Source organism: Reinekea marina, from assembly GCF_030409715.1.
GTDB lineage: Bacteria > Pseudomonadota > Gammaproteobacteria > Pseudomonadales > Natronospirillaceae > Reinekea > Reinekea marina.
In genome coordinates, this window is record NZ_JAUFQI010000001.1 from 2561328 (window position 1) to 2586864 (window position 25537).

At 44.3% G+C, this 25537-nt stretch carries 26 protein-coding genes and 1 riboswitch; of the genes, 14 read left to right on the top strand and 12 right to left on the bottom strand.

From position 1 onward, the window contains the following. Positions 1 to 111: 111 nt before the first annotated feature. The 8 genes from QWZ13_RS13800 (at position 112) to thiE (ending at position 11150) form a co-directional block, all read left to right on the top strand. Entirely contained in the window at positions 112 to 1776 is a 1665-nt protein-coding gene (locus QWZ13_RS13800; RefSeq protein WP_290283375.1) for a proline--tRNA ligase, read from the top strand. Positions 1777 to 1963: 187 nt separating this feature from the next. Then, the gene (locus QWZ13_RS13805) at positions 1964 to 2368 is read left to right on the top strand and encodes a CBS domain-containing protein (RefSeq protein ID WP_215998827.1); all 405 of its coding nucleotides are present in this window, start codon (positions 1964 to 1966) and stop codon (positions 2366 to 2368) included. A gap of 127 nt (positions 2369 to 2495) precedes the next feature. Beyond that, positions 2496 to 5522 carry a D-2-hydroxyglutarate dehydrogenase YdiJ gene (ydiJ, locus tag QWZ13_RS13810; protein WP_290283376.1) on the top strand — a complete coding sequence of 1009 codons (3027 nt, stop codon included), beginning with the start codon at positions 2496 to 2498 and terminating at the stop codon, positions 5520 to 5522. Between the two features lie 38 nt (positions 5523 to 5560). Beyond that, positions 5561 to 5663: riboswitch (TPP riboswitch) on the top strand. 93 nt (positions 5664 to 5756) lie between these two features. After that, complete coding sequence (gene thiC, locus QWZ13_RS13815) at positions 5757 to 7667, top strand: phosphomethylpyrimidine synthase ThiC (RefSeq protein ID WP_290283377.1); 1911 nt, start codon at positions 5757 to 5759, stop codon at positions 7665 to 7667. Continuing rightward, a complete protein-coding gene (locus tag QWZ13_RS13820; protein ID WP_290282282.1) occupies positions 7664 to 8713 on the top strand; it encodes an FAD-dependent oxidoreductase in 1050 nt (349 codons plus the stop codon). The genes thiC and QWZ13_RS13820 overlap by 4 nt, the downstream gene beginning before the upstream one ends. Next, the gene (gene thiS, locus QWZ13_RS13825; RefSeq protein WP_290282283.1) at positions 8713 to 8907 is read left to right on the top strand and encodes a sulfur carrier protein ThiS; all 195 of its coding nucleotides are present in this window, start codon (positions 8713 to 8715) and stop codon (positions 8905 to 8907) included. Before QWZ13_RS13820 ends, thiS begins: the two co-directional genes overlap by 1 nt. Then, positions 8879 to 9688, top strand: a complete 810-nt coding sequence (locus tag QWZ13_RS13830; protein WP_290282284.1) for a thiazole synthase — start codon at positions 8879 to 8881, stop codon at positions 9686 to 9688. The genes thiS and QWZ13_RS13830 overlap by 29 nt, the downstream gene beginning before the upstream one ends. Beyond that, positions 9681 to 11150, top strand: coding sequence for a thiamine phosphate synthase (gene thiE, locus QWZ13_RS13835; RefSeq protein WP_290282285.1), 1470 nt, complete (start codon positions 9681 to 9683; stop codon positions 11148 to 11150). The genes QWZ13_RS13830 and thiE overlap by 8 nt, the downstream gene beginning before the upstream one ends. Here thiE and QWZ13_RS13840 read toward each other — a convergent pair. Then, positions 11147 to 11350: a hypothetical protein gene (locus QWZ13_RS13840; protein ID WP_290282286.1), complete on the bottom strand. Its 204-nt coding sequence runs from the start codon at positions 11348 to 11350 to the stop codon at positions 11147 to 11149. The two genes, thiE and QWZ13_RS13840, sit on opposite strands and share 4 nt — an antisense overlap. A 15-nt stretch (positions 11351 to 11365) precedes the next feature. Further along, positions 11366 to 11782 (bottom strand): YqaA family protein, encoded by a 417-nt coding sequence (locus QWZ13_RS13845; protein ID WP_215998835.1) that lies wholly within the window; start codon positions 11780 to 11782, stop codon positions 11366 to 11368. A gap of 97 nt (positions 11783 to 11879) precedes the next feature. On the opposite strand from QWZ13_RS13845, the gene yfbR reads away from it, so the two are divergent. Then, a complete protein-coding gene (gene yfbR / locus QWZ13_RS13850) occupies positions 11880 to 12539 on the top strand; it encodes a 5'-deoxynucleotidase (RefSeq protein ID WP_290282287.1) in 660 nt (219 codons plus the stop codon). On the opposite strand, the gene QWZ13_RS13855 is transcribed toward yfbR, so the two are convergent. The 3 genes from QWZ13_RS13855 to QWZ13_RS13865 form a co-directional block, all read right to left on the bottom strand. Continuing rightward, the gene (locus tag QWZ13_RS13855) at positions 12530 to 13192 is read right to left on the bottom strand and encodes a TetR/AcrR family transcriptional regulator (protein ID WP_215998837.1); all 663 of its coding nucleotides are present in this window, start codon (positions 13190 to 13192) and stop codon (positions 12530 to 12532) included. The genes yfbR and QWZ13_RS13855 overlap by 10 nt on opposite strands. Before the next feature lie 72 nt (positions 13193 to 13264). Continuing rightward, complete coding sequence (locus QWZ13_RS13860; RefSeq protein WP_290282288.1) at positions 13265 to 13939, bottom strand: sensor histidine kinase; 675 nt, start codon at positions 13937 to 13939, stop codon at positions 13265 to 13267. Continuing rightward, positions 13939 to 15606 carry a response regulator gene (locus QWZ13_RS13865; RefSeq protein ID WP_290282289.1) on the bottom strand — a complete coding sequence of 556 codons (1668 nt, stop codon included), beginning with the start codon at positions 15604 to 15606 and terminating at the stop codon, positions 13939 to 13941. Before QWZ13_RS13865 ends, QWZ13_RS13860 begins: the two co-directional genes overlap by 1 nt. A 177-nt stretch (positions 15607 to 15783) precedes the next feature. On the opposite strand from QWZ13_RS13865, the gene QWZ13_RS13870 reads away from it, so the two are divergent. The 4 genes from QWZ13_RS13870 to fabB all read left to right on the top strand — a co-directional run bounded on the left by QWZ13_RS13870 (position 15784) and on the right by fabB (position 21111). Continuing rightward, positions 15784 to 17172 (top strand): tetratricopeptide repeat protein, encoded by a 1389-nt coding sequence (locus QWZ13_RS13870; protein ID WP_290282290.1) that lies wholly within the window; start codon positions 15784 to 15786, stop codon positions 17170 to 17172. Then, on the top strand, positions 17117 to 19279 hold the full coding sequence (locus QWZ13_RS13875; protein WP_290282291.1) for a FecR family protein: 2163 nt from the start codon (positions 17117 to 17119) through the stop codon (positions 19277 to 19279). The genes QWZ13_RS13870 and QWZ13_RS13875 overlap by 56 nt, the downstream gene beginning before the upstream one ends. A gap of 86 nt (positions 19280 to 19365) precedes the next feature. After that, on the top strand, positions 19366 to 19884 hold the full coding sequence (fabA, locus tag QWZ13_RS13880; protein ID WP_215998842.1) for a 3-hydroxyacyl-[acyl-carrier-protein] dehydratase FabA: 519 nt from the start codon (positions 19366 to 19368) through the stop codon (positions 19882 to 19884). A gap of 9 nt (positions 19885 to 19893) precedes the next feature. Continuing rightward, positions 19894 to 21111, top strand: coding sequence for a beta-ketoacyl-ACP synthase I (gene fabB, locus QWZ13_RS13885; RefSeq protein ID WP_290282292.1), 1218 nt, complete (start codon positions 19894 to 19896; stop codon positions 21109 to 21111). Positions 21112 to 21188: 77 nt separating this feature from the next. Here fabB and QWZ13_RS13890 read toward each other — a convergent pair whose 3' ends face one another. The 7 genes from QWZ13_RS13890 to QWZ13_RS13920 form a co-directional block, all read right to left on the bottom strand. Then, a complete protein-coding gene (locus QWZ13_RS13890; protein ID WP_215998844.1) occupies positions 21189 to 21401 on the bottom strand; it encodes a hypothetical protein in 213 nt (70 codons plus the stop codon). Continuing rightward, positions 21398 to 21607, bottom strand: a complete 210-nt coding sequence (locus tag QWZ13_RS13895) for a DUF4177 domain-containing protein (protein WP_215998845.1) — start codon at positions 21605 to 21607, stop codon at positions 21398 to 21400. The genes QWZ13_RS13890 and QWZ13_RS13895 overlap by 4 nt, the downstream gene beginning before the upstream one ends. 63 nt (positions 21608 to 21670) lie before the next feature. Continuing rightward, positions 21671 to 22060 (bottom strand): DUF3224 domain-containing protein, encoded by a 390-nt coding sequence (locus QWZ13_RS13900; RefSeq protein WP_290282293.1) that lies wholly within the window; start codon positions 22058 to 22060, stop codon positions 21671 to 21673. A gap of 106 nt (positions 22061 to 22166) precedes the next feature. Beyond that, positions 22167 to 22706: a DUF924 family protein gene (locus tag QWZ13_RS13905; RefSeq protein ID WP_290282294.1), complete on the bottom strand. Its 540-nt coding sequence runs from the start codon at positions 22704 to 22706 to the stop codon at positions 22167 to 22169. Positions 22707 to 22749: 43 nt separating this feature from the next. After that, positions 22750 to 23772, bottom strand: coding sequence for an L-threonine 3-dehydrogenase (tdh, locus tag QWZ13_RS13910; protein WP_290282295.1), 1023 nt, complete (start codon positions 23770 to 23772; stop codon positions 22750 to 22752). Beyond that, positions 23769 to 24956 (bottom strand): glycine C-acetyltransferase, encoded by a 1188-nt coding sequence (locus QWZ13_RS13915; RefSeq protein WP_290282296.1) that lies wholly within the window; start codon positions 24954 to 24956, stop codon positions 23769 to 23771. The genes tdh and QWZ13_RS13915 overlap by 4 nt, the downstream gene beginning before the upstream one ends. A gap of 109 nt (positions 24957 to 25065) precedes the next feature. Then, positions 25066 to 25194: a hypothetical protein gene (locus QWZ13_RS13920; protein WP_290282297.1), complete on the bottom strand. Its 129-nt coding sequence runs from the start codon at positions 25192 to 25194 to the stop codon at positions 25066 to 25068. A gap of 130 nt (positions 25195 to 25324) precedes the next feature. Between QWZ13_RS13920 and QWZ13_RS13925 the strand changes: the two genes are divergently transcribed. Beyond that, positions 25325 to 25510, top strand: a complete 186-nt coding sequence (locus QWZ13_RS13925) for a hypothetical protein (RefSeq protein ID WP_215998850.1) — start codon at positions 25325 to 25327, stop codon at positions 25508 to 25510. Positions 25511 to 25537 lie beyond the last annotated feature (27 nt).

Consider the following 25537-nt stretch of genomic DNA (forward strand, 5'->3'; position numbering starts at 1 on the left):
TTGCCTATACAATTGCGCATTCGTTTGTAACTTGTTTAAAAGGAACGCTCAATGCGCGCAAGTCGATATCTTTCTGCGACGGTTAAAGAATCTCCAGCTGATGCCGTAATTATCAGCCATCAATTGATGTTACGTGCTGGTTTAGTCCGTAAATTAGCCTCTGGTTTATATACTTGGCTACCCACGGGCTTAAAAGTTTTACATAAAATTGAAACCATCGTACGTGAAGAGCTTGATCGCGCTGGCGCTCTAGAAGTCTTAATGCCCACGGTACAACCGGCGGAGCTTTGGCATGAAACGGGCCGTTTCGATGCTATGGGTGGCCAGATGCTCAAAATGAAAGATCGCCATGATCGTGATTTTGTCTATGGCCCTACGCACGAAGAAGTGATCACCGACATCGCTCGTAATGAATTATCCAGTTACAAGCAACTTCCAATGAATTTCTATCAAATTCAAAATAAATTCCGGGATGAGTTTCGCCCGCGTTTCGGTGTTATGCGCTCACGTGAATTTATCATGAAAGATGGCTATTCATTCCATGTGGATCAAGAGTGTTTGAATAAAGAATACGACAACATGTACCAAGCCTATTGCCGTATTTTTGACCGATTAGGGTTAGAGTATCGCCCTGTGTTGGCCGATTCAGGTGATATGGGTGGCGATGCATCTCATGAATTCCAAGTGTTGGCTGATTCAGGTGAAGATTACATTGCTTATTCTGATAGCAGTGACTTTGCCGCAAACGTAGAACGGGCCGAAGCGGTTATGCCAGCTGGCGAACGAGCTGCGCCAAGTGCAGAAATGACGCTGACCGACACGCCAAATGCAAAAACCATTGCAGATTTGGTTGAGCAATTTAACCTGCCAATCGAAAAAACCATCAAAACATTGATCGTTGAAGCCAGCGAAGACTCTGAACATGATTTAATTGCACTTATTGTGCGTGGCGATCACGAGCTCAATGAAATTAAAGCTGAAAAACTAGAGGGTGTTAAATCGCCACTAGAAATGGCCCCTGAAGAGAAAATTCGCGACGTCATCGGTGCAAGCCCTGGCTCACTTGGTCCTGTAAATTTACCAATTCCATTTATTGTTGACCGTGCTGTCACACTATTATCTGATTTTGGTGCCGGTGCGAATATCGACGGTCAACATTTCTTCAATGTAAACTGGGACCGAGATGTCAGTTACAGCCGAGTTGAAGACATTCGCAACATTGTTGAAGGCGACCCAAGCCCATGCGGTAATGGCACCTTAAAAATACTAAAAGGTGTTGAAGTAGGTCATATTTTCCAGCTCGGCGATAAGTACACCAAAGCGTTAAAGGCCGATGTACTCGATCAAAACGGAAAAGCTAAAACCATGTTGATGGGTTGTTATGGTATCGGTATTACTCGTATTGTCGCTGCCGCTATTGAGCAAAACCATGATGACAAAGGCATTATTTGGCCAGATGCTATCGCGCCTTTCCAAGTGGGTATCGTGCCACTGAATGCGCATAAATCTCCTGAAGTTATGGAAGTTGCTGAAAAACTCTACACGCAGCTACAAGAACTTGGCTTTGAAGTGTTATTGGACGATCGTGACAAAAAGACCAGCCCAGGTGTGAAATTCGCCGATATGGAACTCATTGGTATTCCGCACCGGATTGTCGTCAGTGACCGTGGCCTTGCCGATGGTCTAGTAGAATATAAAGCCAGAAAAGACGCAGACAAGTCTGAAGTTAAACTGGATGAAATCATCGCGTTAATACAGTCTCAGACAAACCGCTAAACAACGCGCTAGTCGCTAATAAGAGTTTATGGGTCGCACGCCCATAAACTCATCTTTTCGTCTTATACCCCTGCCCTAGAGCCTTCAGTTCGTTAAAAGTCTGTTTTACACTCGATCCAATAAAGTCTACTATTTCAGTAACACCTGAACGCTTTCAGGTCGGTATTATAAAAAAAGGATACACATTATGAGCAACAACGCGATTACAGTAGCCGATTGTATGGTTCCGGCACGTTTAACCGTCACGCCACAAACGACCATTCGAAAAGCCGTGGAAGAGATGTTAAGAACGCAGCTCATTAGTGCGCCAGTCGTCGATGAAAAAGGAATGGTGTGCGGTTATATTTCAGAGCAAGATTGCTTACGCCACATGATCAGCGGCAGTTATTACAACGAAGAGAGCGGCTTAGTCAGTGATGTTATGCAGCATGAAGTGCTGTTTGCTGAGTCATCGATGGATATCATTGATTTAGCTCACCTAATGTGCGGCGCTAAACCTAAAAAGTACCCAGTTTGCGAAGACGGCAAACTCGTTGGTGTCATTACGCGTTCACACATTATGAAAGCATTACTGGAATCGACCGAAGACTAATCTCAGCGCTCCGCTTTTCTTTTAGCGACATTTTAATAGGAATGAATCGCGGAGCAGTATCAACTCGTAATCGACTCGAATATCATTAGAATACAGATTGTTTATCTATTCTTGGAGTTTGACGTCGATGCTACCTCGTTTGCACCAGCTTACTGCTGTACAAAAAACATACTTAGATTATTTAGATGCAGCAAAAAACGCGGGCTTTAGCGGCGACTTAAACCCCGATTACGCACACCGAACGGTTCTCTCCACCGACAACTCCATTTATCAGGTCTTGCCTCAGGCCGTCGTTTTTCCGAAATCAACCGCCGACATACAAACTTTATTGACGCTTATAGCGGAACCCCAGTGGCAACACATTGTTCTTTCGCCTAGAGGGGGTGGTACGGGCACCAATGGTCAATCTCTCACCGATGGCATCGTGGTAGATTTATCTAAACACATGAACTCTATTTTAGAAATAAATGCCGAACAAGGTTGGGCGCGCGTCCAAACCGGAGTCGTTAAAGACCAGCTGAATAAAGCACTGAAAGCGCACAACTTATTTTTCGCTCCAGAACTTTCCACCAGTAACCGCGCCACCATCGGCGGCATGATCAATACTGATGCCAGCGGTCAAGGCTCTGTAATGTACGGAAAAACGCGTGACCACGTTTTAGAATTAACCACAGCATTGGTGGGTGGCGATGTTATTCAAACTCAGTCCATCGAAAAACGTAAGCGCCCTCAAACTGGCACAATCGCCAACCTTTACACAGTTGCCGAAGACATTGCTTCTCGTAGAAAAGATGACATAGCCAAAAAATTTCCGCCTTTAAACCGTTGTTTAACGGGCTATGACTTAGCTCACATAGAGGAAAACGAAGACCGTATTAATTTAAACAACCTGTTATGTGGCTCTGAAGGCACCTTGGGTTTTATCACCGAAGCCAAAATAAATGTACTGCCGATCCCAAAATTCGCCGCACTGGTCAATGTGTTTTACAGCAGCTTCGAATCATCTCTGCGCGATGCGCAAGCCCTGATGCAGGCAACGCCAACTTCCATAGAAACCATAGACAGTACGGTATTGAATTTAGCGCGAGAGGACACCAGTTGGTCTACTGTTGCCGACTACTTCGACGCCAATGAAGCTCTTGTTGATGGTATAAATTTGGTGGAATACACCGCCAATTCCGAAGCCGAATTGGAACAAGGCGTCGCAAGACTGACACAACTTTTAGACCAACCTTCGGCAACCGCCGTTGGTTATTCTATTGCTTGGGGTGATGACGCGGTCAAGAAAATCTGGGCAATGCGTAAAAAGGCCGTCGGCTTGTTAGGAAACGCAAAAGGCGAAGCGCGCCCGGTGCCTTTTGTTGAAGATACTGCGGTTCCGCCTGAAAATTTAGCCGATTTTATTATGGAATTCAGAGCGGTACTCGATGCAAATAATTTGCGATATGGCATGTTCGGCCACGTAGACGCCGGTGTTTTACACGTGCGTCCTGCGCTTGATTTAAAAGATAAACAACAAGAATTAGAAATTAGAAAAATCACCGACCAAGTAGTCGAGTTAGTAAAGAAATACAACGGTTTATTGTGGGGGGAGCATGGCAAAGGAGTTCGTTCAGAGTTTGCCCCGAAATTTTTCGGCGATCTTTACCCTGAACTACAATTAATTAAGCGCACCTTTGATCCACGTAACCAATTGAACCCGGGTAAAATTGCCACACATGAAGCGGGTATCGAACTATTAAAAATAGATGAAGTCCCTACCAGAGGGTCATTAGATCGCACGATTCCAAGCCAAAGTTGGCATCACTTTAAAGAAGGTATGTACTGCAACGGTAACGGCGCATGCTATAACTTTGATCCAAACGATGCCATGTGCCCATCTTGGAAAGTAACTCGAGACCGACGGTTCTCTCCAAAAGGTCGGGCGTCTTTAGTGCGTGAATGGACTCGATTGCTAGGGAATCAAGGGCTTGATACCGAACAACTGGCAAAAAAGGAACAGCTAAAACTCCCACTCTGGCATTTTATACCTAGAGCATGGAACAGTTTTTCGAAAAAGCGCGGCCAATATGATTTTAGTCATGAAGTTGCCGAGTCAATGGACGCTTGTTTGGCGTGTAAATCTTGTACGGGCCAATGCCCAATCAAAGTTGATGTACCCGAGTTCCGGTCTAAATTTTTTCAAATATACTACAGCCGATACTTACGACCGTTAAAAGACTACGTTGTTGGATTGCTCGAATTTATGATCCCGGTCATTTCTAAACAACCGGTCAAGAGTATTTATAACGGGTTAATGCGTAATAAATGGATTACTCGTTTATTGCAAAATGTTGTCGGCATGGTAGATAGCCCACAATTGCACACGTTGAATTTACGAAAAGAATTGCGAAAACGAAAAGTATTGTTCGCCGATGCGAGTATGCTGTCGGCATTGAGCTTGGTTGAGAAAAATAAATCAGTGGTAATCGTTCAAGATGCCTTCACCAGTTACTTTGAAACCAACATGGTATTAGACTGCATCGACTTACTCCAAACCTTGGGTTTCCGTGTTTGGATGATGCCCTACCATGCCAATGGTAAACCTTTACATGTTCATGGCTTTTTGCACACATTCAAGTGGGTTGCAAACCGCAATCAACGTAAACTATCGAACATTGCTCACAGTGGCGTTCCAATGATCGGAATGGATCCTGCTATGACGTTGGCATACCGTTCAGAATATGCCAAATACGTCGATGCGGCAATGCCAACCGTTTTACTCATTCAAGAATTTTTAGCGCAACACCTGAGTGTACTGGAAGAAAATCGCACGCAGTTTAAACCCAATAAAGCTACGATGCTTGGGCATTGCACTGAAAAAACTAATGCACCCGCCTCTTCTGCTCAATGGGTTGCGGTATTTGACCAACTCAATCAACGCCTAATTCAGAAACCTGTTGGTTGTTGTGGCATGGCTGGCACCTTTGGTCATGAAACCAAAAACAAAAAAAATTCGATTGGTATTTATGATCTTTCTTGGCGAGAAGTTGTTGCAAATGAATCGATTGAAACACTCGTAGCGACTGGCTATTCGTGCCGAAGCCAAGTAAAACGGGTGGATCAAAAATCCATTCTTCATCCGGTTCAGTTTTTATTGAAACAAAAAATATAGCTTGCACCGTTTAGATTATTATCGTTATAATTTTTTAAAACGTCTTGTCGGAGTGCCCTTTTAAGGGGCTGAGACTGCATTGCAGAATTCGCGGAACCTGATCCAGTTAATACTGGCGTAGGAATCAAGATAGTACGCTTGAGTGTATACTTTTACATTGCGTTCGATTTTATTGTGCCATGTTTTTGGCGCTTCCCATTCGACAGACATTCACAAACGAACTGTGGTGATGCTATGTCGAATAACAATTCTCAATCGGTAAACTTTTCTGAAACTTTTTTAAACCAACTTAATGGTCAACCCTTTCCTGCATCAGAGAAAGTGTTTCTAAATGGGTCTGACGGCATTCAAGTACCGATGCGAAAGATCAGTCAAAGTGATACGTTGCTAGAATCGGCACAGGGTAAAATTAGCTATGAGAGTAATGAAGATATTTATGTCTATGACACCACAGGCCCTATAACTGACAAAAATTGTTTTGTTGATATTCATCAAGGCTTGCCGTTACTTCGAAAACCCTGGATTGCCAAAAGAGATGATACGCTAGAGTTCATTGCATCGAATAATCCGGTCCCCTCGGCCAATTTTGAACCTCAAACCACTACCTGTTTACGAGCCAAAAAAGGTTCCGCCGTGACTCAAATGGCCTATGCCAAGGCCGGCATTATTACTAAAGAGATGGAATTTGTTGCAATACGTGAAAACTTAAACCGTCAAGCGTATCAATCTGAGCTTTTAAAAACACAACAGAAGGGTGAGTCTTGGGGGGCAAACATTCCTGATGAGATTACGCCTGAATTTGTGCGTAAAGAAATTGCTGAAGGGCGGGCTATTATTCCCGCAAACGTTAACCACCCAGAACTAGAACCGATGATCATCGGTAGAAACTTTTTAGTTAAAGTAAATGCCAACATTGGCAACTCACCTGTCAGTTCAAACATCGAAGACGAAGTTGAAAAATTAGTGTGGTCTACCCGCTGGGGTGCCGACACCTTAATGGATTTATCGACCGGCGATAACATTCACCAAACGCGTGAATGGATTTTACGCAATGCACCGATTCCTATTGGAACCGTACCCATTTATCAAGCTTTAGAAAAAGTAAACGGAATCGCCGAAGATTTAAGCTGGGAAGTATTGCGGGAAACCATCATTGAGCAAGCCAATCAGGGCGTGGATTATATGACACTCCACGCGGGAGTGCTATTGCGCTACATTCCAATGACCGCGAACCGATTAACCGGTATTGTCTCTCGCGGGGGTGCCATCATGGCGAAGTGGTGCTTGGCGCACCATCAAGAAAATTTTATATACAGCCACTTCGAAGAGCTATGCCAAATTTTAAAACAATACGACATTTCCATTTCTTTAGGCGATGGGTTACGCCCAGGGTCTGTATACGATGCTAATGACGAAGCACAGTTTTCAGAGTTACGTACCTTAGGAGAACTCACTAAAATTGCTTGGCAACACGATGTTCAGGTGATGATCGAAGGACCAGGCCATGTACCACTGCAAATGATTAAGGAAAACATGGATGAACAACTTCGCCATTGTTACGAAGCCCCATTCTACACCTTAGGACCTCTCACCACTGACATAGCTCCGGGCTATGATCATATGACTTCAGCCTTAGGCGCGGCCAACATAGGTTGGTATGGGTGCGCAATGTTGTGCTATGTCACCCCGAAAGAACATCTAGGCTTACCCAATAAAGAAGATGTGAAACAAGGTCTGATCGCCTACAAAATTGCAGCGCATGCCGCTGATTTAGCAAAAGGCCACCCTGGCGCACAAATACGTGACAATGCACTGTCGAAAGCCCGATTTGAATTTCGATGGGAAGATCAATTCAACCTCGCCATGGACCCAATGACCGCACGTGAATACCACGATGCAACGTTACCAAAACCTTCGGCTAAGAAAGCGCACTTTTGCTCAATGTGTGGTCCAAAATTTTGCTCAATGAAGCTCAGTCAAGATCTAAAAAGAGATCACAAAGCAGAACAAGTATCATTGAAAACAGTCACTGGTAAAGACATTCAACTCGCCGAAACTCAAACCGACGACGGGTTTAAATCCATGTCTCAGAAGTTTAAGGAGCAAGGATCGAACCTATACGTCAATGCCGAGAATGAGGAATGAAAGTAGCCGTAATTGGGGCGGGCGTTGTCGGTAGGTTAACAGCGCTCTCTTTGTTGAACCAAGGAACGCAGGTCAGTCTTTTCGAAAAATCTGAACTCACTTCCAATCACAATGCGGCCTTTGTTTCTGCCGGTATGATCAGCCCCATTTCGGAGTCGGCTCATGCACACCCTGAGGTCGTTGATTTGGGGTTTAAAAGCCTCAGCTTATGGCCAAAGATACTTCAAAGAATGGCTGAATATGACCCCTTAGGGCGAGACGTCTATTTTCGAGATGACGGCAGCTTGGTGGTAGCATCGGCTCATGAGCAGCCGGGGCTACAACAATTTCATTATGACATTAAATCAAAGCTGGCTACTCGCGACGTCGATATAAAACCTTTAACAAATGCGCAGATAAACGATATTGAACCGGATATTAAAAACAGTCATAGCGCATTTTTACTGCAACCAGAAGCTCAGCTTTGTAATCGCAGTTTTTTGACTGCTTCCACACGTGTCTTACTCGAAGAATGCCATTCGATTTCTCAGCAACAGTTAACCGTGAGCAAAATTAAAAAGCTTCAAGATTCATTTGATTATGTTGTGGATTGCCGCGGTGAAGGCGCAATCGATAAAGAAACAATTCAGCAGGATATCGGCCCACTTCGCGGTGTTCGTGGGGAGGTTATTCGAGTGCACTGCCCCGACGTGTCTTTGAATAGATTTATTCGGGTTATCCACCCGCGACATCCTATTTATATTGTGCCAAAACCAAACAGCACGTTTGTTGTCGGAGCCACAGAAGTTGAATCTAAAAGCACTCACCCCATTACGGTTCGAAGCACATTAGAACTACTCAATACGCTTTACAGCATCAACCCTGCCTTTGCTGAGGCCACAATATTAGAAAGCCACGTGGGTGTTCGAGCGGCCTACTTAGACAATGCCCCTTCTGTTCTAAAAAAAGGCAATTTAATTTCGGCTAATGGATTGTACCGACATGGGTGGTTAACCGGCCCCGCCATTTCTCAAAAAATTGTAAATCACATTCAAGAGAGTAATTGATGCAACTGACCATAAATGGAAATCCAAAGACTATTGAACATCAATTTTTGTCTGAGCTGATTCAGCATGCCAAGTTTCAATCGCCTTTTGCGGTTGCGGTAAATCATCAGTTTGTTCCGAAGCAACACTACCAAACCACAAAGCTGAACGAAGGTGATCGCATTGATGTCGTCTCACCCATACAGGGAGGATAAGGTGTCTCATTTAACCATTTATAATAATTCGTACGCATCAAGATTGATTGTGGGCACCTCTCGCTACCCATCTCCGTTGCAATTAAAACAATCAATTGAACAGTCAGGTACTAATCTTGTGACAGTATCGTTACGACGACAACAGAACGACCTTCATTCGGCCCAACATTTTATAGATTTTATTCAGCAATCATCTATCGATGTCTTACCCAATACGGCCGGCTGCGAAAGCATAAAAGAGGCCATGACACTCGCGCACATGAGCCGAGAAATATTTAATACCGATTTAATAAAGCTGGAATTGGTAGCAGATCAATATCGCCTAGAGCCCGACATGGAAAAAACCCTAGACTGTGCACGTTTGCTTTTATCGGAAGGATTTAAAGTACTGCCTTACTGCACCGATAATTTGGAGTTTTGCGTTGAGCTTGCCACCGTTGGTTGCCAAGTTGTAATGCCGTGGGGTGCCCCCATTGGCAGCGGCCAAGGATTACAAAACCCAGAGCATTTAATGCAATTGCGAAAAGAGCTGCCCGATACCACGTTGATCGTCGATGCCGGCATCGGTAAACCTTCACATGCCGCGCAAGCCATGGAACTTGGATTCGATGGAGTGTTGTTGAATACCGCCATAGCTAAAGCACAAAGCCCGTACAAAATGGCCCATGCCATGAAACTGGCGGTTCAAGCGGGTCGTGAAGCATTCAAGGCGGGTACCATTATTGCTCAGGATTTTGCCACACCCAGTACCCCGACTTTAGGAATGCCATTTCGTGATTAGCCCCTCATCTCACTTACTGATCATCTCAGGATTAGAATCTAATGGCTTTGCTGGCGCACTGAAAGATATCGAAATCGCAGCTCGATTTTCTATATCGCCAAGACTCGTTGTTTCTACTCTCACCGCTCAAACTAATCATTCAATGCTGGCCAATGAGCCAACGCCTGCTGCGGTTGTTAAAGCGCAACTTGAGTCTCTTCAAGCGCCACCGAGTTGTATTAAAATTGGTGTACTCCCAAATTCTGACCAAGCTGTAACCATTGCACATTGGCTAAAAAACTTAGGTCCGAACAAACCAAAGGTGGTACTTGACCCAATTAAGCTCAGCAGTAGTGACCGCTCAGCTTTTTCCGATGAAACTCTAGCCAATATCATTTTGCCGTTGATTCCTTATGTGGATGTCATCACGCCAAATCTAAGTGAATATTGTGATTTAACGAACACGCCTAAACCCCTATTTGATCACAAAACGGCTTTTGTTCATTTCAAAGTAGCGTTTCCACTGTTTAGAGGCTGCCTATACATTAAAAGCGCTTTAGTGGATTCCAAAAACAGCCGTGTGACTGACTTATTGATACAACACAATACCCCCACTAAAATACAATACCTGACTCAACACATGAGCGAACTGAATTTACGTGGAACAGGCTGTGTTTTCTCAACCGCTCTAACGTGTGCTTTATTTCAACAACACTCGATAGAAAGTTCTGCAATTTTGGCCAGTGCTTGCTTAACTGAGTTGAGAGATTATCAACTGCGATCAACAAAGCCGAGTTTCGGTTGGCCAATAAATGTGAACTACTACCCTACCGTCGGTCGCCGCGGCCTGCCCACGGTTGCCAGTGCATTTCCTAGAATGGCTGATCAAGCCGGCTTATACCCTATAGTTGATTCTTCGACGTGGATTGCCAAACTAGCCTCTTGGGGGGTTCGTACCGTACAACTGCGATTAAAAAATAGGAACGCAACCGACATAGAAGCAGAAGTCATCAAATCTGTCGCTATTGCGAAGCAACATCAACTACAGCTGTTTATAAATGATTATTGGCAGTTGGCTATAAAGCACAACGCTTATGGGGTTCATCTGGGGCAAGAAGATTTGCAATCTGCAGATATTGAAAAAATTCACTCCGCCGGTTTACGCTTAGGTATAAGTACGCATGGCGATTATGAATTTTTGATTGCCAAACAATTACGACCCTCCTACTACGCCGTTGGCGCTATTTTCCCCACAAAAACAAAAGACATGTCGGGTAAAATACAGGGCATCGAACAGCTAAAACGCTATTGTTTTTTAGCACAAGAGACTCCAGTGGTTGCCATAGGAGGCATAACGCAGCAAAACATAACTCAGGTACTGTCTGCTCAACCCAATTTCATTGCAATGGTTTCAGCGATCACAGAAGCGAAAGACCCTGAATGTGTGACGAAAGAATTATTAAAGACACTGTCGAGAGGCTAGCGTTTATTGCGTTTAGTTTGATTCTTTTTAAGCATAAGTTTCAACACCCAAAGCAGCACTAGAAACCCTCCGGCTAAATAAAGCAGAACCATCAATTCCGATGAGGCACCTTCGGAGTTCATAAAGCGGGACATGTCTTGAATGCGGTCCCGCTGGTCCATAAATAAACTAAACCCCATACGACCTCCCGTGCTCTTCACGTAACGCTTGTACGCTTAAAAAACGGATATCACTCCGACAATGACAATTGCGTAGCGAGCCGCTTTACCGATGATCAACCAAGCATACGCCTTGCTCCGCGAAAAGTTAAGCGCACCGGCCATTAACGGTAATGCATCACCAACTATAGGTAGCCATGCAAAAAACAAACTTGGGGTGCCATAACGACGAACTTTTACCAGTACATTTGGGTGTTTTTCTTGCACATTGGTTAATTTAGATTCGAACCACGGCGCTGACCAACGCGCCAATTCAAACATGGCGATAGACCCTAAGGCATTTCCTGCGCTCGCAACAACCCAAATGGTGATGTATTGCTCTGATGCGGCAGACACCAGATAGACGACGTAGGCTTCAGATGCCATTGGCCACATTGTTGCCGCGATAAACGCCACAAAAAATAACGTTAACAATTTGATTTCATTCCTTTAGCGATGGCTCGCACAACTTTTAACCCCACTATACTATCTCAATGCCAGAGTATGACTTGTCATAATAATTAGACAATGCTTGAATAGTCTTTTCACTTCAACAGTAGAGTACCGCATGGCAACGTTTCGATTTTTTGCACTATTAGACCGGCTCCGTTGGATAAAACGCTGGGGGCTTAAACGCAATGTCATTGAAGAAAATGTCATGGAACATAGCTGGCAAGTAGCGACTATTGCGCACACCTTGGCTGAGATTCGGTTTCATGTGTTAAAGCAACCTAGCCATGAATATACCCCTGAACAAGTGGCGACAACGGCACTTTATCATGATTGCAGTGAAGTGATCACTGGCGACATGCCCACTCCGATCAAATATCACTCAACGACAATTCGAAAAGCCTACCAAACCATAGAAGATGAAGCTGAGCATGAGTTGTTTAATCAACTGCCTGAATCTCTGCAGCCTTCTTTCAAGCATCACATGCTGCACAAGCATATTCATCCAGAAGTGGCTAAATTAGTAAAATACGCCGATAAAATCAGTGCTTTCTTAAAGTGCCAAGGTGAGCTGCAAGCCGGGAATGCGGAATTTAAGCAGGCAGCAAAGGTTATTGAGAGTGATATACGAGAAATGAACAGCCCAGAAGTAGACTATTTTATGTCAAACTTTGTGGAATCGTATCAGCTCACCATTGATGAGCTATTGAGCCAACACGATTCTTTAATCGCTCAATCTTGATCTAAGCCTAGCCCGCCAAGAACAAGTGTTTTAATGGTTTTGGTCGCGGTCGCGAAGTCTTCTTCAGTAAGCTCTTCGCGCCCTAGCACCCATTGGATCTGAGTGGCAAAATCCGCATAATGCTGAGTGGCCCCCCACATAACAAAAATCAGATGATTTGGGTCTATTTCTTTAATTTTTCCTGCTTCTATCCAGCCGTAAAAGACTTTAGAGCGGTCGTCTATCCATTCTTTTAAGTCTTCAGATAAGAATTTCTTTAAATACGGAGCCCCTTGGATAATTTCCATGGCAAAGATTCGCGATGCCAATGGGTTCGTCTGTGAATACTTCATTTTTTCTTCAATATAAACAGACAGCACTTCTTTAGGATCATCATTTACAGTGGCATTACTGAAAACATGGTTCCAAAGCTCAAGAATATCGGCTAAAAGCACGCCATATAAGCCTAATTTACTTTTAAAGTAATAGAGTATATTAGATTTTGGTAAATTAGCCCGATCGGCAACGGCATTCAAAGAAGTGCCCTTGTAACCGTTGAGGGCAAATTCAATTTCTGCTGCTTGCAGAATTTTGGCTTCGTTTTGCTGGCGAATGCGCCCCGCTTTCTTCGGTGTGCGAAATGCACTGTTTAACTGTTCTTGCGCAGAGTTCACGGTGAGTTTCCTGTAATAGCCGTCTCAAGAGCACTCACTTTACCATAAATTTTTCACTATTAGGACTAAGAACTAAGGTAACCATAAATCAAAAGATGCGCCCCCTCCTTCATTGTTTCCCAAAGCAATAAAACCACGCTTCTCATTGTTTTTATGTAAGCCGGCAATTTTCTGACAAAAGAATAACCCTAATCCCGTGGTGCCTGTTTGAAAATCGATGCCATTTTGCTCTTTCACTAGGCTCACCATAGACTCAGGGTATCCATCGCCATCGTCTGTAATTTTAATATTTAACCAGCCGTCAATCTCATCCACGGTAAAATAAAGCCCAGAGCGAGTATAGCGGATGGTATTGGTCATAACATTGGCTAGCAGCCCTTCAATTAACATAGCATCCATAAACCAAACACTGTCTTTCACTTTGTAATCTATAGTTAGGTCGAGTTTCATAGACCTTAATAGTTCGGTGTAGCGGGCGGTAGCATCGCTGATGACATCGCTGACCAACACTTCATCAAAGCTGGGAACAAAATTGCCTTTCTGCATTTTGTAGAGCCCTAACATGTGAACCAGCCCGTTGTTAATACGACCACACTCTAACTGTATTCTGCGAATATCTTGAGCCGATTCCCCGTCGACATCTCCCAATCGTTGAGCAACATCATTCAACTGCCCATCGATGAGCCCTAATGAATTTTTAACATCATGAACCGTGGCCGCCATAATCATTTGCGTTTCAATATCCATTAGCTCTCCTGAATTATCTTTTTAACCGTTTTACGTAACTTAGCGTAGCGATCGTATTGATAATGCTGCTCTGGCAAGTGATCAATGCGCTGCAATAACTCTGAGCACTTCTTTACATCGTCGGTCGGGTTTGCAAGGGTTCGTAACGTTTGCAATTTGGATTGCACAAAGTTAAGAATCATACCGGGGTGGTTAGGTGAAATACGAAGGGCTTTTGCAAATAACTCTAACGATTCGACATACTCTTTTCGTTTATATTTTTCAATGCCTTGCACGTTTAGATCGTGCGCTTCTTTACGTTTAGCAATTGAGACAGGGTCCGCTTGCAGTTCATCTAAACGCTCCTTAAATTCTTCATCACCTTTAAATTGCACTCGCAGCCGTTTAACAATTTCATCGGCGTCTTCAAATCGGCCATTAAAATAAAACGTTTCAGCTATATAAAAGGCCGTATCCGGGATTACTTGATCGATATTAGAAAACAACTCTTTATAAAGTTCATCGAGCTTTGGGTTTAACGTACTTTGATCTTCAGATTCGGCTTTACGAATTTTTAGCGCGACATTAAAAAGCCGAGCATTGATATTACCTGGGAATCGCTCCGACATTTTTTTACTGACAAACATGAGGTCTTTATAAATTTCACGCTTTCGATTTTCTGTCGAATCACCTAATTCAGATTCGGTTTCTAAACCATCGACCAGTTTTTGATAATTCCCCAATTCTTCATGCATTGTGCCTTCGGCCAGCGCAATGGCTGCTTTGTAAGCTTTGTTTGAACGATGCATGTCTAAGTTTTGCTTGGCAACCCTGGCAAGATCTAAGTTACGACGAATGTTTCTCGGCGCTTTTACGATGGCCTTTTCCAGTAAGGCTTGAAGCTCCATTCGATTTTCAGTTTCTTTATAAATCCTTGCGAGTAAATCATAAGCGGCCATTGCCGTTGACTCATTCACTAGAACTTCTTTTAACCCTTTAGCTGCCGCAGCGTATTTATTTTGTATGAATTCAATTTCATGTAAATCGATTTTCACCCAGCTTTGATAGCGCTGTTCAAGCAATCCTAATAAAAAATTCTCCGCTTCTGTGAGTTTTTCTTGTTCAATCAAAGATTCGGCATACATTTTCTGAGCAAACGATCGATACCGTGGGTGCTCTTCTTCAATTTCTCGAGCTAATTGGCATAACTCTGGCCATTGTGCTTGCTCTGCACACACCAACAACGGCAGTAACACACGCCTTCGCTCAAACCAGCGTTCTAGTCGCCCCGCTAATACATCCATCGCAAAAGGTTTGGCTAAATAATCATCAGGCTCGAACTCTAAAGTGCTGGTTACCAATTCACGTGAGGTGTCTGCGGTAATCATAACGAAAACCGTCTCCTGCCCGATAAGCTTCTTTACACGCCACTCTTCCAAAAGCCGAGCGCCGTCTCGACCTTTGCCTAAATTAAAATCGCATAAGATCAATGAAAAATTAATTTCTTTAATCGCCTTCATTGCAGAATTGGCTTCGCCTGCTTCATAAACATATTCGTAGCCAAGTTCGTGCAACATGCCCTTGATCGATTTACGAACGTTATCGAAATCATCTACGATTAGAATCTTCTGATTTTTAGGCTCTGCGTTTGTAAATGTGTCGCCTAGTAGCGCGCTCTGTGTACTCAATGCTATCCCCGAATGTTCTACTATACTTTTTGGGTCAACTCACCAATTCTGCAAGCTGTAAATAACTGTAGACTAAATTAAAGAAACCACCCAATTTGGCCGATAAACTTATAACTTACCGAGGCAACCTGCTGCACAGCTGCTAAGCTTGTTAAGCAAACTTTTTGAGGATTATTAATGAAGGCTCGATTCATTGCATTGGCCACCTTGCTCGCGAGCACTAGTTTTTCAGAAGAATCCGTGACCCCTGTCGTTGTGCCACTTTTTCAAGCACCCGCCAATTCAGAAGAAGCGTTTAATACTGAAGCACTCGCGCAATTTGTTGCCTTAGTTCAACAACAAGATTGGCCTACGGCCAGGATGTTGGCCGATGAAATCATCACAGAGGCTGAAGGGTTACCCCGTTTTGATCTTTATTACGGCATACTTTTAATGCAAGAGAGGGCTTTTGATCAGGCGATTTTTCCGCTTGAACGCGTATTATTCACTAACCCAAGCCAGCACAGAGCACGCTTAGAGCTTGGTCGGGCCTACTATTTTCTTGGCAACTTCGAACGCGCTAAAGTAGAGCTCAATCAGGTATTGGCGATAAACCCGCCAACCAACGTTAAAACTCGCGTTGAAACGTTGTTAGCCGCTATTGAATCAGCGCAATCCAGCCGAGATATCAGTAACGTTGTCGGAGTTAGCCTATTAGCCGGCTGGGACAACAACGCAAATGGTGGCTCTAGCTTAGATGAAGCACTCGATTCAAACTTGCTGGGGTTAACCGAGCTCAGTAACGATTCCGAGCCACTCAGTAGTGGTTTTGGCCAGTGGTCAATCAATTACGCGCTTATTAAGCCGACCAGTCAAACCGGTAGCCAGCGATTATTGTTTGACTATACCAATCGCCTTTATACCGAACCAGAACTCCCATCAACGCATACCTTTACTCTAGGTGGGTTAATCACATCGGAGCAAGACAAGCTTCGCTCTAGCTTACCTATTACTATTCAGCTAGCGCTAGCCAAAGACTCCTTGGCTCAACTCACCTTTGATGCAAACTACCAGTTGGAACTGCTTGCATGGGGCCCTCTGTGGGCTGGCGTCAAAATAGGCACTCAACCGTCAATTTCAGTGAATGATTCATCCTCCACATCTGTCAAAGATATGGCAGCTTTGGTCTTAAATGCCTCAGAACGTGGACGAGATCACACTTTTTTGAGCCAATATTTGCAGACCAGTATCGCTGGGGAGGAGGATGGACATATCGAATGGCGCGCAATGGCGAACCAGTACCAGCTCAACTGGCCTTTAAAGCCTGCGTTGAGTTTGACCAGCCAGTTTGAGCACCAATGGCGAATTTATAAGGATGAAGATCTGTTTTTTACTGTAGACGAGGAATCTACCAAGTTAAAAACACGGCAAGATCACATTCTTAGCCTTAATAGCCAAGTAAATTGGCAGGCAAGCCCTTGGCTTACATCACAAACGCGACTTTCGTTTGAATGGCTAAGAAGTAACATTAATGCATATGAACGCAATCGCTTTGCCATCAGCCAAGCCATCAGTGTTCAATTTTGAAGAAGGTGTGCCCATGAATAAGTTAATACAGCTTGTAACGGTTATCTTAATCAGTGTCATGGCAACCACTGCTTTTGCTCAGGTCGGAAAGGTGATCATCGCTCAAGGTGAAACCTATGCCGTTGATGCAACCAGCCAGTCTCGAACCATTAAACGGCGCTCAGTCATTTTAGAGGGCGACACCCTAGTTACCGGTGCTGATGGTGAAGTGCATATTCGCTTTAACGATAACGCCATATTAGCTCTGCGAGCAAACTCTCAACTTAAAATTAACGAATATCACGGCCAAAGTAACGGGCAGCCTGAAAAAGTGCTGATGGAACTTTTATCCGGTGGATTTAGAACCATTACGGGCTCATTTGGCAAATCGAATAAAGAGGCCTATCAAATCAGAACGCCGAACGCGAGTATCGGTATTCGCGGTACTAACTATGAAGCCGTCATAAGCGGACCCGACTTAGTGGTGGGCGTATATGATGGTGGTGTCAAACTGCAAAACCCTAGCGGCACTTTAAATTTGGGCTTAGACAGTGCCTTTAGCTTTGCCAAAGTTGCTTCACCTCAAGGCCCTATTCAAGGTTTAGTGCAACCACCAGCTGAATTAACAGAAGCCTTAACGGTATCAACCAATGATGTTGCCCCTTCAACAGAGCCAGAAGAAGCCGACAACAGCGAACAGGCCAAAGTTCAAGAGGAAGACGAGGATGCGCTAAATATTGAAAATGTCACCATTGAAGAAGAAACGGCGCCTTCTCAGCCAGCCCCCGTCGAAACTGCAGTTCGGCCAACTCTGAATCCATTAAAAACCTTATCTCAAAGTACTGAACAGGCCATTGAGAAATTAAAGGCAGAAGCCAACTTATCAGAATATGCTGATGCTCGCTTAACTCTAGCGCAACTGCATGAGTTGAATAACAACCCAGGTGTTGGCTTTGTGGTTGTGAACGACCATTCCGATTATATGCCCGCTGTATTTAAAGCAGACAACCTAATTACGGCCGGCCCTACGATAGGAGGCGTAACGTTTGACATAGTCTTAACATCTGGGCTTGGCACCAAAGTTATTCCTGTTTCAATTGGATCAGTCACTCTATCTGAAGCGACCATCATGAGTGCAATCAGTACAGCAATTGATGCAAACCAAGATATGCTCGATGGTAGCAGCACTTTAATCCCGTCAAATATAAAAGTAAGTGTTGATCCTAGCGGCCGTTTAACGTTGACCGGCTTCGGTAATAATGATGAAAACGGTTCTTTGAAATTCGAAATTAACAATTTCTCAGGCGTTGCAGCCGATGTAAACGATGTCAAAATAAGCTTAGGCCTATGCACTGGCGATTGCAGCAACACGCCTACATTCACATCTGATAGCCACGCCTATGGCAGCAACGATGGCGCCACCCATTACGGCTACGTTTTAAAAGGCAAAAATGGCCCTGTTTTCGTCAACTACGAATCGGAAAGCATTACAGTACTTAATGGTGGCTATAAAACACCAGACCATGTTTTTAGAGGCCACCCCGATGCGACCAATACTCGTTTTAACTCATTAGATACCAACAACGATGGCGTGAACGATATCGATTGGGGCTTCTGGGATGCCAATACCAGCCAACCGGCCATATTAATGAGTGACCCAAATAACGCCACGGTTTCAGAAAAAATGGACAAAGGCTTCTACTATGTTCGAGCTACGCCGGCCAAACAAGCTGTCTTAACGGGCTTACGAACCTTCGATTGCAATCCTTGCACCGGCAATAACTGGCACGCGCAGAGCTCAACGGGCAATGTAACCTCCCTATCGGCTAATTTAGAAGTAAGCTTTTCATCTGGCGAAGCCGTTGGCAATGTCAATATAACCGATGCCAACGACAACGCATGGGATCTTACCTATTTTGGCATGGCCAGTGGTTCTAAAATCAATAGCGAATTTGCCTTTGGTACCTTAAATTACCAAGGCACCACCTACGATGCTGTCGGTCAGGTTGATGGCATGTTCGTGGGCGATTCCAGCCAACTCGGGTTTTTAGCTGGCTTCGGGTTTAATACCACAAACATGGATAACTTCCATCAATCGACCGAAGGCGTTTTTTATATACCCGAATAATCAACGATCTTTTTCCTATCAAGCATGAATAGTGGGTCGGTTTTTTGATATGGTGACGCCTGAATTTACTTAATATGGGTTTTACCATGTCAGATCGACCTTCTTCATTAGATAAAAACGACCTCATTGAGTGCGGCCATGGCCGAATGTTTGGCCCAGGCAATGCACAATTACCTGTCGACAACATGTTGATGATGGATCGAATAACCACCATTTCCGATGAAGGTGGTGAATACGGCAAAGGCTTTATTCGCGCAGAACTCGATGTAAACCCCGATTTATGGTTTTTCCAATGCCACTTCCCAGGCGACCCAGTAATGCCTGGCTGCCTTGGCCTTGACGCCATGTGGCAATTGGTTGGCTTTTACTTAGGCTGGCGTGGCAACCCTGGTAAAGGGCGAGCGCTGGGCGTAGGTGAACTTACCTTTAAAGGGCAAATCATGCCCGACGCTAAAAAAGTAGTTTATAAGCTCGAAATTAAGCGCGTCATTGAAAGTCGCTTAGTAATGGGTATTGCAGATGGTATTGTTGAGTGCGACGGCAAAGAAATTTACTTTGCAAAAGACCTCAAAGTTGGCTTATTCAAGCCAGAACAAATGAAGTAAGGTGACACTATGAAACGCGTTGTAGTTACAGGAATGGGCATTGTGTCTTGCATAGGCAACGATGTCGCCTCTGTTACAGAATCTCTTAAAGCAGGTAAGTCGGGTATTTCGTTTAACGAAAAATACGCAGAACTTGGAATGCGCAGCCATATCAGCGGTACTCCTTCGATTGATTTAAAAGAACACATTGACCGCAAATCTATTCGGTTCATGGGCGAAGCCGCCGGTTACGCCTACGTTGCAATGCAACAGGCAATCGAAGACGCAGGTTTAAGCGAAGAGCAATACTCTAACCCACGTGTGGGCTTAGTTGCTGGCTCTGGCGGTGCTGATTCAGCAAGCCAAACTGAATCTGCGAACATTCTGTTAGAAAAAGGCCTAAAGCGTGTAGGCCCTTACCGTGTGACGCAAACCATGGGTTCTACGGTTTCGGCTTGCCTAGCAACGCCTTTTAAAATAAAAGGGGTTAATTACTCAATTACATCAGCCTGCGCGACCAGTGCACATTGTATTGGCAACGGCATGGAGCTGATTCAACTGGGCAAGCAAGATATCGTGTTTGCTGGCGGCGGTGAAGCTGAACATTGGACCATGAGCTGTTTATTTGATGCCATGGGTGCTTTATCTACGAAGTACAACGATGCACCAGAAAGCGCAAGCCGCGCTTACGATGCGGATCGTGATGGCTTTGTTATTGCTGGCGGTGGCGGTATGTTGGTTCTAGAAGAATACGAACATGCTAAAGCTCGTGGCGCAAAAATCTACGGTGAATTAGTTGGCTATGGCGCAACCAGCGATGGTTACAACATGGTTGCTCCTAGCGGTGAAGGCGCTGTACGTTGCATGCAAATGGCCATGGAAAATGTCGACGGCGATATTGATTACATTAACGCACACGGCACCAGTACACCGGCCGGTGACGTTACAGAATTGAAAGCCGTGCGTGAAGTGTTTGGCGATAACATGCCAGCCATTGCTTCAACTAAATCTTTAACAGGTCATAGTTTAGGCGCAACCGGCGTACAAGAAGCCATTTACAGCCTTATCATGATGAATGAAAACTTCATCGCGGCCAGTAAGAACGTTGAAAACATAGATCCTGAAGCTGGTGATAATGTGAACATTGTTACGGAGCGCAAAGATGGGGTTACGCTGAATAACGTAATGTCGAATAGCTTTGGTTTTGGTGGTACGAACGCTACCTTGGTGTTTTCAAGAGCCAAGTAAACGCATGCTTTAAAATAAAAAGGGCGCTGTCTATGAGACTAGCGCCCTTTTTTATGCATTCAACTTTAGCGGTTGTTTTAGTCTAAATAACCTTTCTTCTTCAGTTCGCGTTCGCTGAAGTATTCTCGCATCACCAAGGTTATTGCTAAGGCAGCAACAAAAAAGGCGCCCAGAGTAAACAGCAACTTCCAAAAAATTTCGCTGCTAAACGGAGTGAACCAAACTTGCACCACCGTTAATATGACGGACAATACAAATAAAATTGTGCAAACAATGGAGCCGTATTTCATTTTTCTCGACCTAAAATAACGACATAAGCTTCACGCTTCCAAAACAAAAGCATACGACGGATATCCTTTTCCATTGTTTGAACTCGCCAACCTTCTGCAGAGTTCTTATTTAAAAATTCCGTGAATTTTATCGGGTTAACCTTAGAACCGCCTAACACCAATGACCCCAGCATCCCTTCTTGATAAATAACTACTTTGTATTCCATTTTTGTTCCCTTTTTGGTTTTGCTTGTTATTGTTGCATTCACTAGATGCTCTCTGATCTAGTGTTAAAACTCATAATCGAACTGATAAAAGTGAACACCCTCTTTTATATCGATTTTCATAGAGCCTTTTATACCAGCTAACTCACCGGTACCTGAATCAGCCACGACTTCAAGAATTAAGTTATCTTCGCCTTTATCCATTGTGCCAAAATGCTGCAACACAAAACTACCTTGTTTACCGGCTAACGACCCCTCAACTTGTTCGATCGCAACATAACCCGCGGAACCTTGAGTAGATGTCATGGCACTGAGCATTTCACCTTGGCTTGTAGCGTCTAGGTCGCCGGTAAATGTTTTATCAATAGACATACGCCCTAAATTATTTCCGTGCTTGCCCTGAGCATAGCCATCTATTGGTTTAAGCGAGACTTCGAATTGCCCTTTCGCATTCATAAACACCCCTTGATTTTTTATTTGACCACATAATCTAAAACATTTCGAAGCCTTCCGCGAGCAATAATTTTAGCAGCGGCCTATTCGTTCGTAATTACATTTCAAGCTAAAAGGAAGAGCCCGGCTGCTCTAGAAACGCTATTTCTTGCTCACTCGATTCGCGACCTAAAATATAATTTCGGTGTGGATATCGACCATATTTTTCGATGATCGCCTTATGGCGGCGCTCAAATTCTAGTGTATTTTCGTTACCCAGTGCGGCAAACAGGCGCTCGGCTTCTTCGTGCACGACAAGTGATTCACTGTGCATATAAGGCATGTACAAAAAACTGCGTTGTGAGGGCGACAATGCTTGGTCATCACCTTGCAAAACGGCTTCTTGCGCTAAAGCGAGTGCGAGCGTATCCGATGCAAAAGCTTGCGCCGTGTCGCGATACATATTTCGTGAAAATTGATCTAATACGATCACCTCGGCAAGTCGACCTTGCGCCGTAGCTCGCCAAGAAAATAGTTCACACTGATGTGCTTGCTGGTGCAAATTCAGAAAGCGTCGACGAATATCTTCATCAAACGCTTCATCTTTTACCCACCATTGTTTTGGGTTAATCTCCTCAAACCAAAATGCTAAAACATCATCGTGTGTCATGAGTTGGCCTCTAGTTAATTGGCTTATTGTGAGTGAACTGTGACTACCACTCTAATATAACCTTACCTGATTGGCCACTGCGCATAATATCAAAGCCTTTTTGAAATTCATCAATCGGCAAGTTATGCGTAATAATGGGTTTTAAATCTAAGCCCGATTGAATAAGCCCGGCCATTTTGTACCAGGTTTCAAACATTTCACGGCCATAAATGCCTTTTATTTCTAAACCCTTGAATATAACTTGCGTCCAATCAATCCCCATTTGCTCAGGAGGAATACCCAGCATGGCTATTTTGCCGCCATGGTTCATGGATTCAAGCATGGCGCGAAACGCACTCGGTACGCCCGACATTTCTAACCCAACATCAAAGCCTTCCGCCATACCTAAACGCTCCATAACCTCGCTCAACGATTCTTGAGCCACGTTGACGGTGGTGCTGGCACCCATTTGCTTTGCCAAGGCTAAGCGATAATCGTTGATATCGGTGACCACGACATTGCGCGCGCCAACGTGCTTAGCCACAGCTGCAGCCATGATTCCTATTGGACCTGCTCCCGTAATGAGTACATCTTCGGCCACCATATTAAAGCTCAGTGCCGTGTGCACCGCATTACCAAACGGATCAAAAATGGCGGCCATATCATCAGTCACGTCGGCCGGCAGCTTAAAAGCATTAAAAGCAGGTATCACTAAATACTCTGCAAAGGCTCCGGCTCTGTTAACGCCCACACCTTGCGTATTTCGACATAAATGACGACGCCCTGCTCGACAGTTTCGGCAAAAACCACAGGTAATATGACCTTCCCCACTGACACGATCGCCAACGCTAAAACCGCTAACTTCTTGGCCCATTCCCACCACTTCGCCAACGTATTCATGACCTGTAACCAAGCCAACCGGCACGTTTTCTTGTGACCAATGATCCCAGTTATATATGTGAACATCGGTACCGCAAATGGCGGTTTTTTTAATTTTTATCAGTAAGTCGTTATGTCCGACTTCTGGCTCAGGAACATTGGTCATCCAGATGCCGGGTTCGGCTTTTAATTTTGCTAATGCTTTCATTTAATCACTCCGTGCAACTTACCCACTTCAATAAACGCATCGATGGCTCTATCTAATTGAGCTTTGGTTAGAGCCGCGTTCATTTGAGTACGTATTCTCGCCTGCCCTTTGGGTACAACAGGAAAGCTAAAACTAACAACATAGATATCGCGTTTGAGCATTTCTTCTGCAAACTTACCGGCTACTACGGCATCACCGATCATGACGGGAATAATGGCATGATCTTTCCCAGCTAACGTAAAGCCGGCAGCTTCCATTCGCGCCCTAAAGTAACTAGCGTGAGCCCACAGCTGTTTACGCAGTTGATCACCCTGTTGTACCAGCTCTAGTGCCGTTAATGTGGCGTGTGCTATGGCAGGTGCCAAAGAATTAGAGAATAAATAGGGCCGTGAACGTTGGCGCAACCAATCAACAATGGGTTGCTTTGCCGCCGTGTAACCGCCACTAGCGCCACCTAAAGCTTTACCTAAAGTGCCCGTTATGATGTCTATTCGCGAGATCACATCACAGTATTCATGGCTGCCTTTGCCGTTGTCACCTAAAAAGCCAGTGGCGTGGCTGTCATCGACCATAACTAGGGCGTCGTATTTATCGGCTAAGTCACAGATAGTTTTTAAATCAGCAATGACGCCATCCATAGAGAAAACGCCGTCGGTTACAATTAATCGTGTTTTGGCGTCTTGACACTGCTGCAATATGGATTCGAGTTCATCCATATTGTTGTTGGCATAACGAAACCGTTTTGCTTTACACAAACGAACGCCATCAATAATAGAGGCATGATTCAATGAATCTGAAATCACCGCATCTTGATCATCGAGCAACGTCTCAAATAGGCCGCCGTTTGCATCAAAACAACTGGAGTACAAGATGGTGTCGTCCATCCCTAAAAATTCACTCAGTGCCTTTTCAAGCTGCTTATGAACCGCTTGAGTTCCACAAATAAATCGTACCGATGCGGCACCAAAACCGAACTGGTCCATGCCCTGTTTAGCGGCGTTTATTAACTGCGGAGAATTCGCTAAACCAAGGTAATTATTGGCACAAAGGTTTATAACTTCTCCCTGATTGGTTGATATTTCGGCACCTTGTGGCCCTAAAAGTTCTCGTTCATTTTTGAACAAGCCCTCTTCTTTTAGTTGATTCAGCTGCAATGGCAATTGCTTTAATAATGATTTAGACATGAGCGGCTCCTATATTTGCTGTATAGGGTCTGATGCTTTCAACCTAAAATCAACAGACAACATGAAAGGCGTGTGAAATTAGCTGTCATCGAGTGCTGACACCTACTATTTAGCCCCACGACAACATAGTAGTCATTTTGATTGTCATGTTGATTTTTGACCAAGAGCCCGCATAGTAATTACGACTTAAGTAGAAGAATTTGCGCCAATTTGTCACAATAGACCAGTCAGCTAACATTGGTTACTTGAGCATTTTATGAATTGGGCGGTATAACCCAATTTCATGGTCTAAAATGAATAAACAAGCTAACGTCATGGCGGGAAGCCCATAAAGCTTAGAAAGTTTTTAAAACCTAGAGGGATGCAGAATGGATCCAGAATTAATAGCACTTGAAAACGCCATTGAAGATGCCGAAATGGCAAAGCGTGCCTTTGTTAAAGAAAACCCTAACGGTGCAGGTGATAAAGACGAAAGAATGCGTCTTTACACCAACGTTGAACGAGCCCGTAAAGCTTTAAGAGAATATAAAAAAGCGAACCCACACCTGTTATAACTTCAAAAATGCAGACCCTTCTTGGGT

Bases quoted from the DNA above. Each gene is read 5' to 3' on its own strand.
- QWZ13_RS13805 (WP_215998827.1), top strand. From the start codon at position 1,964: ATGAGCAACAACGCGATTACAGTAGCCGATTGTATGGTTCCGGCACGT.
- ydiJ (WP_290283376.1), top strand. From the start codon at position 2,496: ATGCTACCTCGTTTGCACCAGCTTACTGCTGTACAAAAAACATACTTA.
- thiC (WP_290283377.1), top strand. From the start codon at position 5,757: ATGTCGAATAACAATTCTCAATCGGTAAACTTTTCTGAAACTTTTTTA.
- QWZ13_RS13820 (WP_290282282.1), top strand. From the start codon at position 7,664: ATGAAAGTAGCCGTAATTGGGGCGGGCGTTGTCGGTAGGTTAACAGCG.
- thiS (WP_290282283.1), top strand. From the start codon at position 8,713: ATGCAACTGACCATAAATGGAAATCCAAAGACTATTGAACATCAATTT.
- QWZ13_RS13830 (WP_290282284.1), top strand. From the start codon at position 8,879: ATGTCGTCTCACCCATACAGGGAGGATAAGGTGTCTCATTTAACCATT.
- QWZ13_RS13860 (WP_290282288.1), bottom strand. From the start codon at position 13,939: ATGGATATTGAAACGCAAATGATTATGGCGGCCACGGTTCATGATGTT.
- QWZ13_RS13870 (WP_290282290.1), top strand. From the start codon at position 15,784: ATGAAGGCTCGATTCATTGCATTGGCCACCTTGCTCGCGAGCACTAGT.
- QWZ13_RS13875 (WP_290282291.1), top strand. From the start codon at position 17,117: ATGCATATGAACGCAATCGCTTTGCCATCAGCCAAGCCATCAGTGTTC.
- fabA (WP_215998842.1), top strand. From the start codon at position 19,366: ATGTCAGATCGACCTTCTTCATTAGATAAAAACGACCTCATTGAGTGC.
- fabB (WP_290282292.1), top strand. From the start codon at position 19,894: ATGAAACGCGTTGTAGTTACAGGAATGGGCATTGTGTCTTGCATAGGC.
- QWZ13_RS13890 (WP_215998844.1), bottom strand. From the start codon at position 21,401: ATGAAATACGGCTCCATTGTTTGCACAATTTTATTTGTATTGTCCGTC.
- QWZ13_RS13895 (WP_215998845.1), bottom strand. From the start codon at position 21,607: ATGGAATACAAAGTAGTTATTTATCAAGAAGGGATGCTGGGGTCATTG.
- QWZ13_RS13900 (WP_290282293.1), bottom strand. From the start codon at position 22,060: ATGAATGCGAAAGGGCAATTCGAAGTCTCGCTTAAACCAATAGATGGC.
- QWZ13_RS13905 (WP_290282294.1), bottom strand. From the start codon at position 22,706: ATGACACACGATGATGTTTTAGCATTTTGGTTTGAGGAGATTAACCCA.
- tdh (WP_290282295.1), bottom strand. From the start codon at position 23,772: ATGAAAGCATTAGCAAAATTAAAAGCCGAACCCGGCATCTGGATGACC.
- QWZ13_RS13915 (WP_290282296.1), bottom strand. From the start codon at position 24,956: ATGTCTAAATCATTATTAAAGCAATTGCCATTGCAGCTGAATCAACTA.
- QWZ13_RS13920 (WP_290282297.1), bottom strand. From the start codon at position 25,194: ATGTTAGCTGACTGGTCTATTGTGACAAATTGGCGCAAATTCTTCTAC.
- QWZ13_RS13925 (WP_215998850.1), top strand. From the start codon at position 25,325: ATGGATCCAGAATTAATAGCACTTGAAAACGCCATTGAAGATGCCGAA.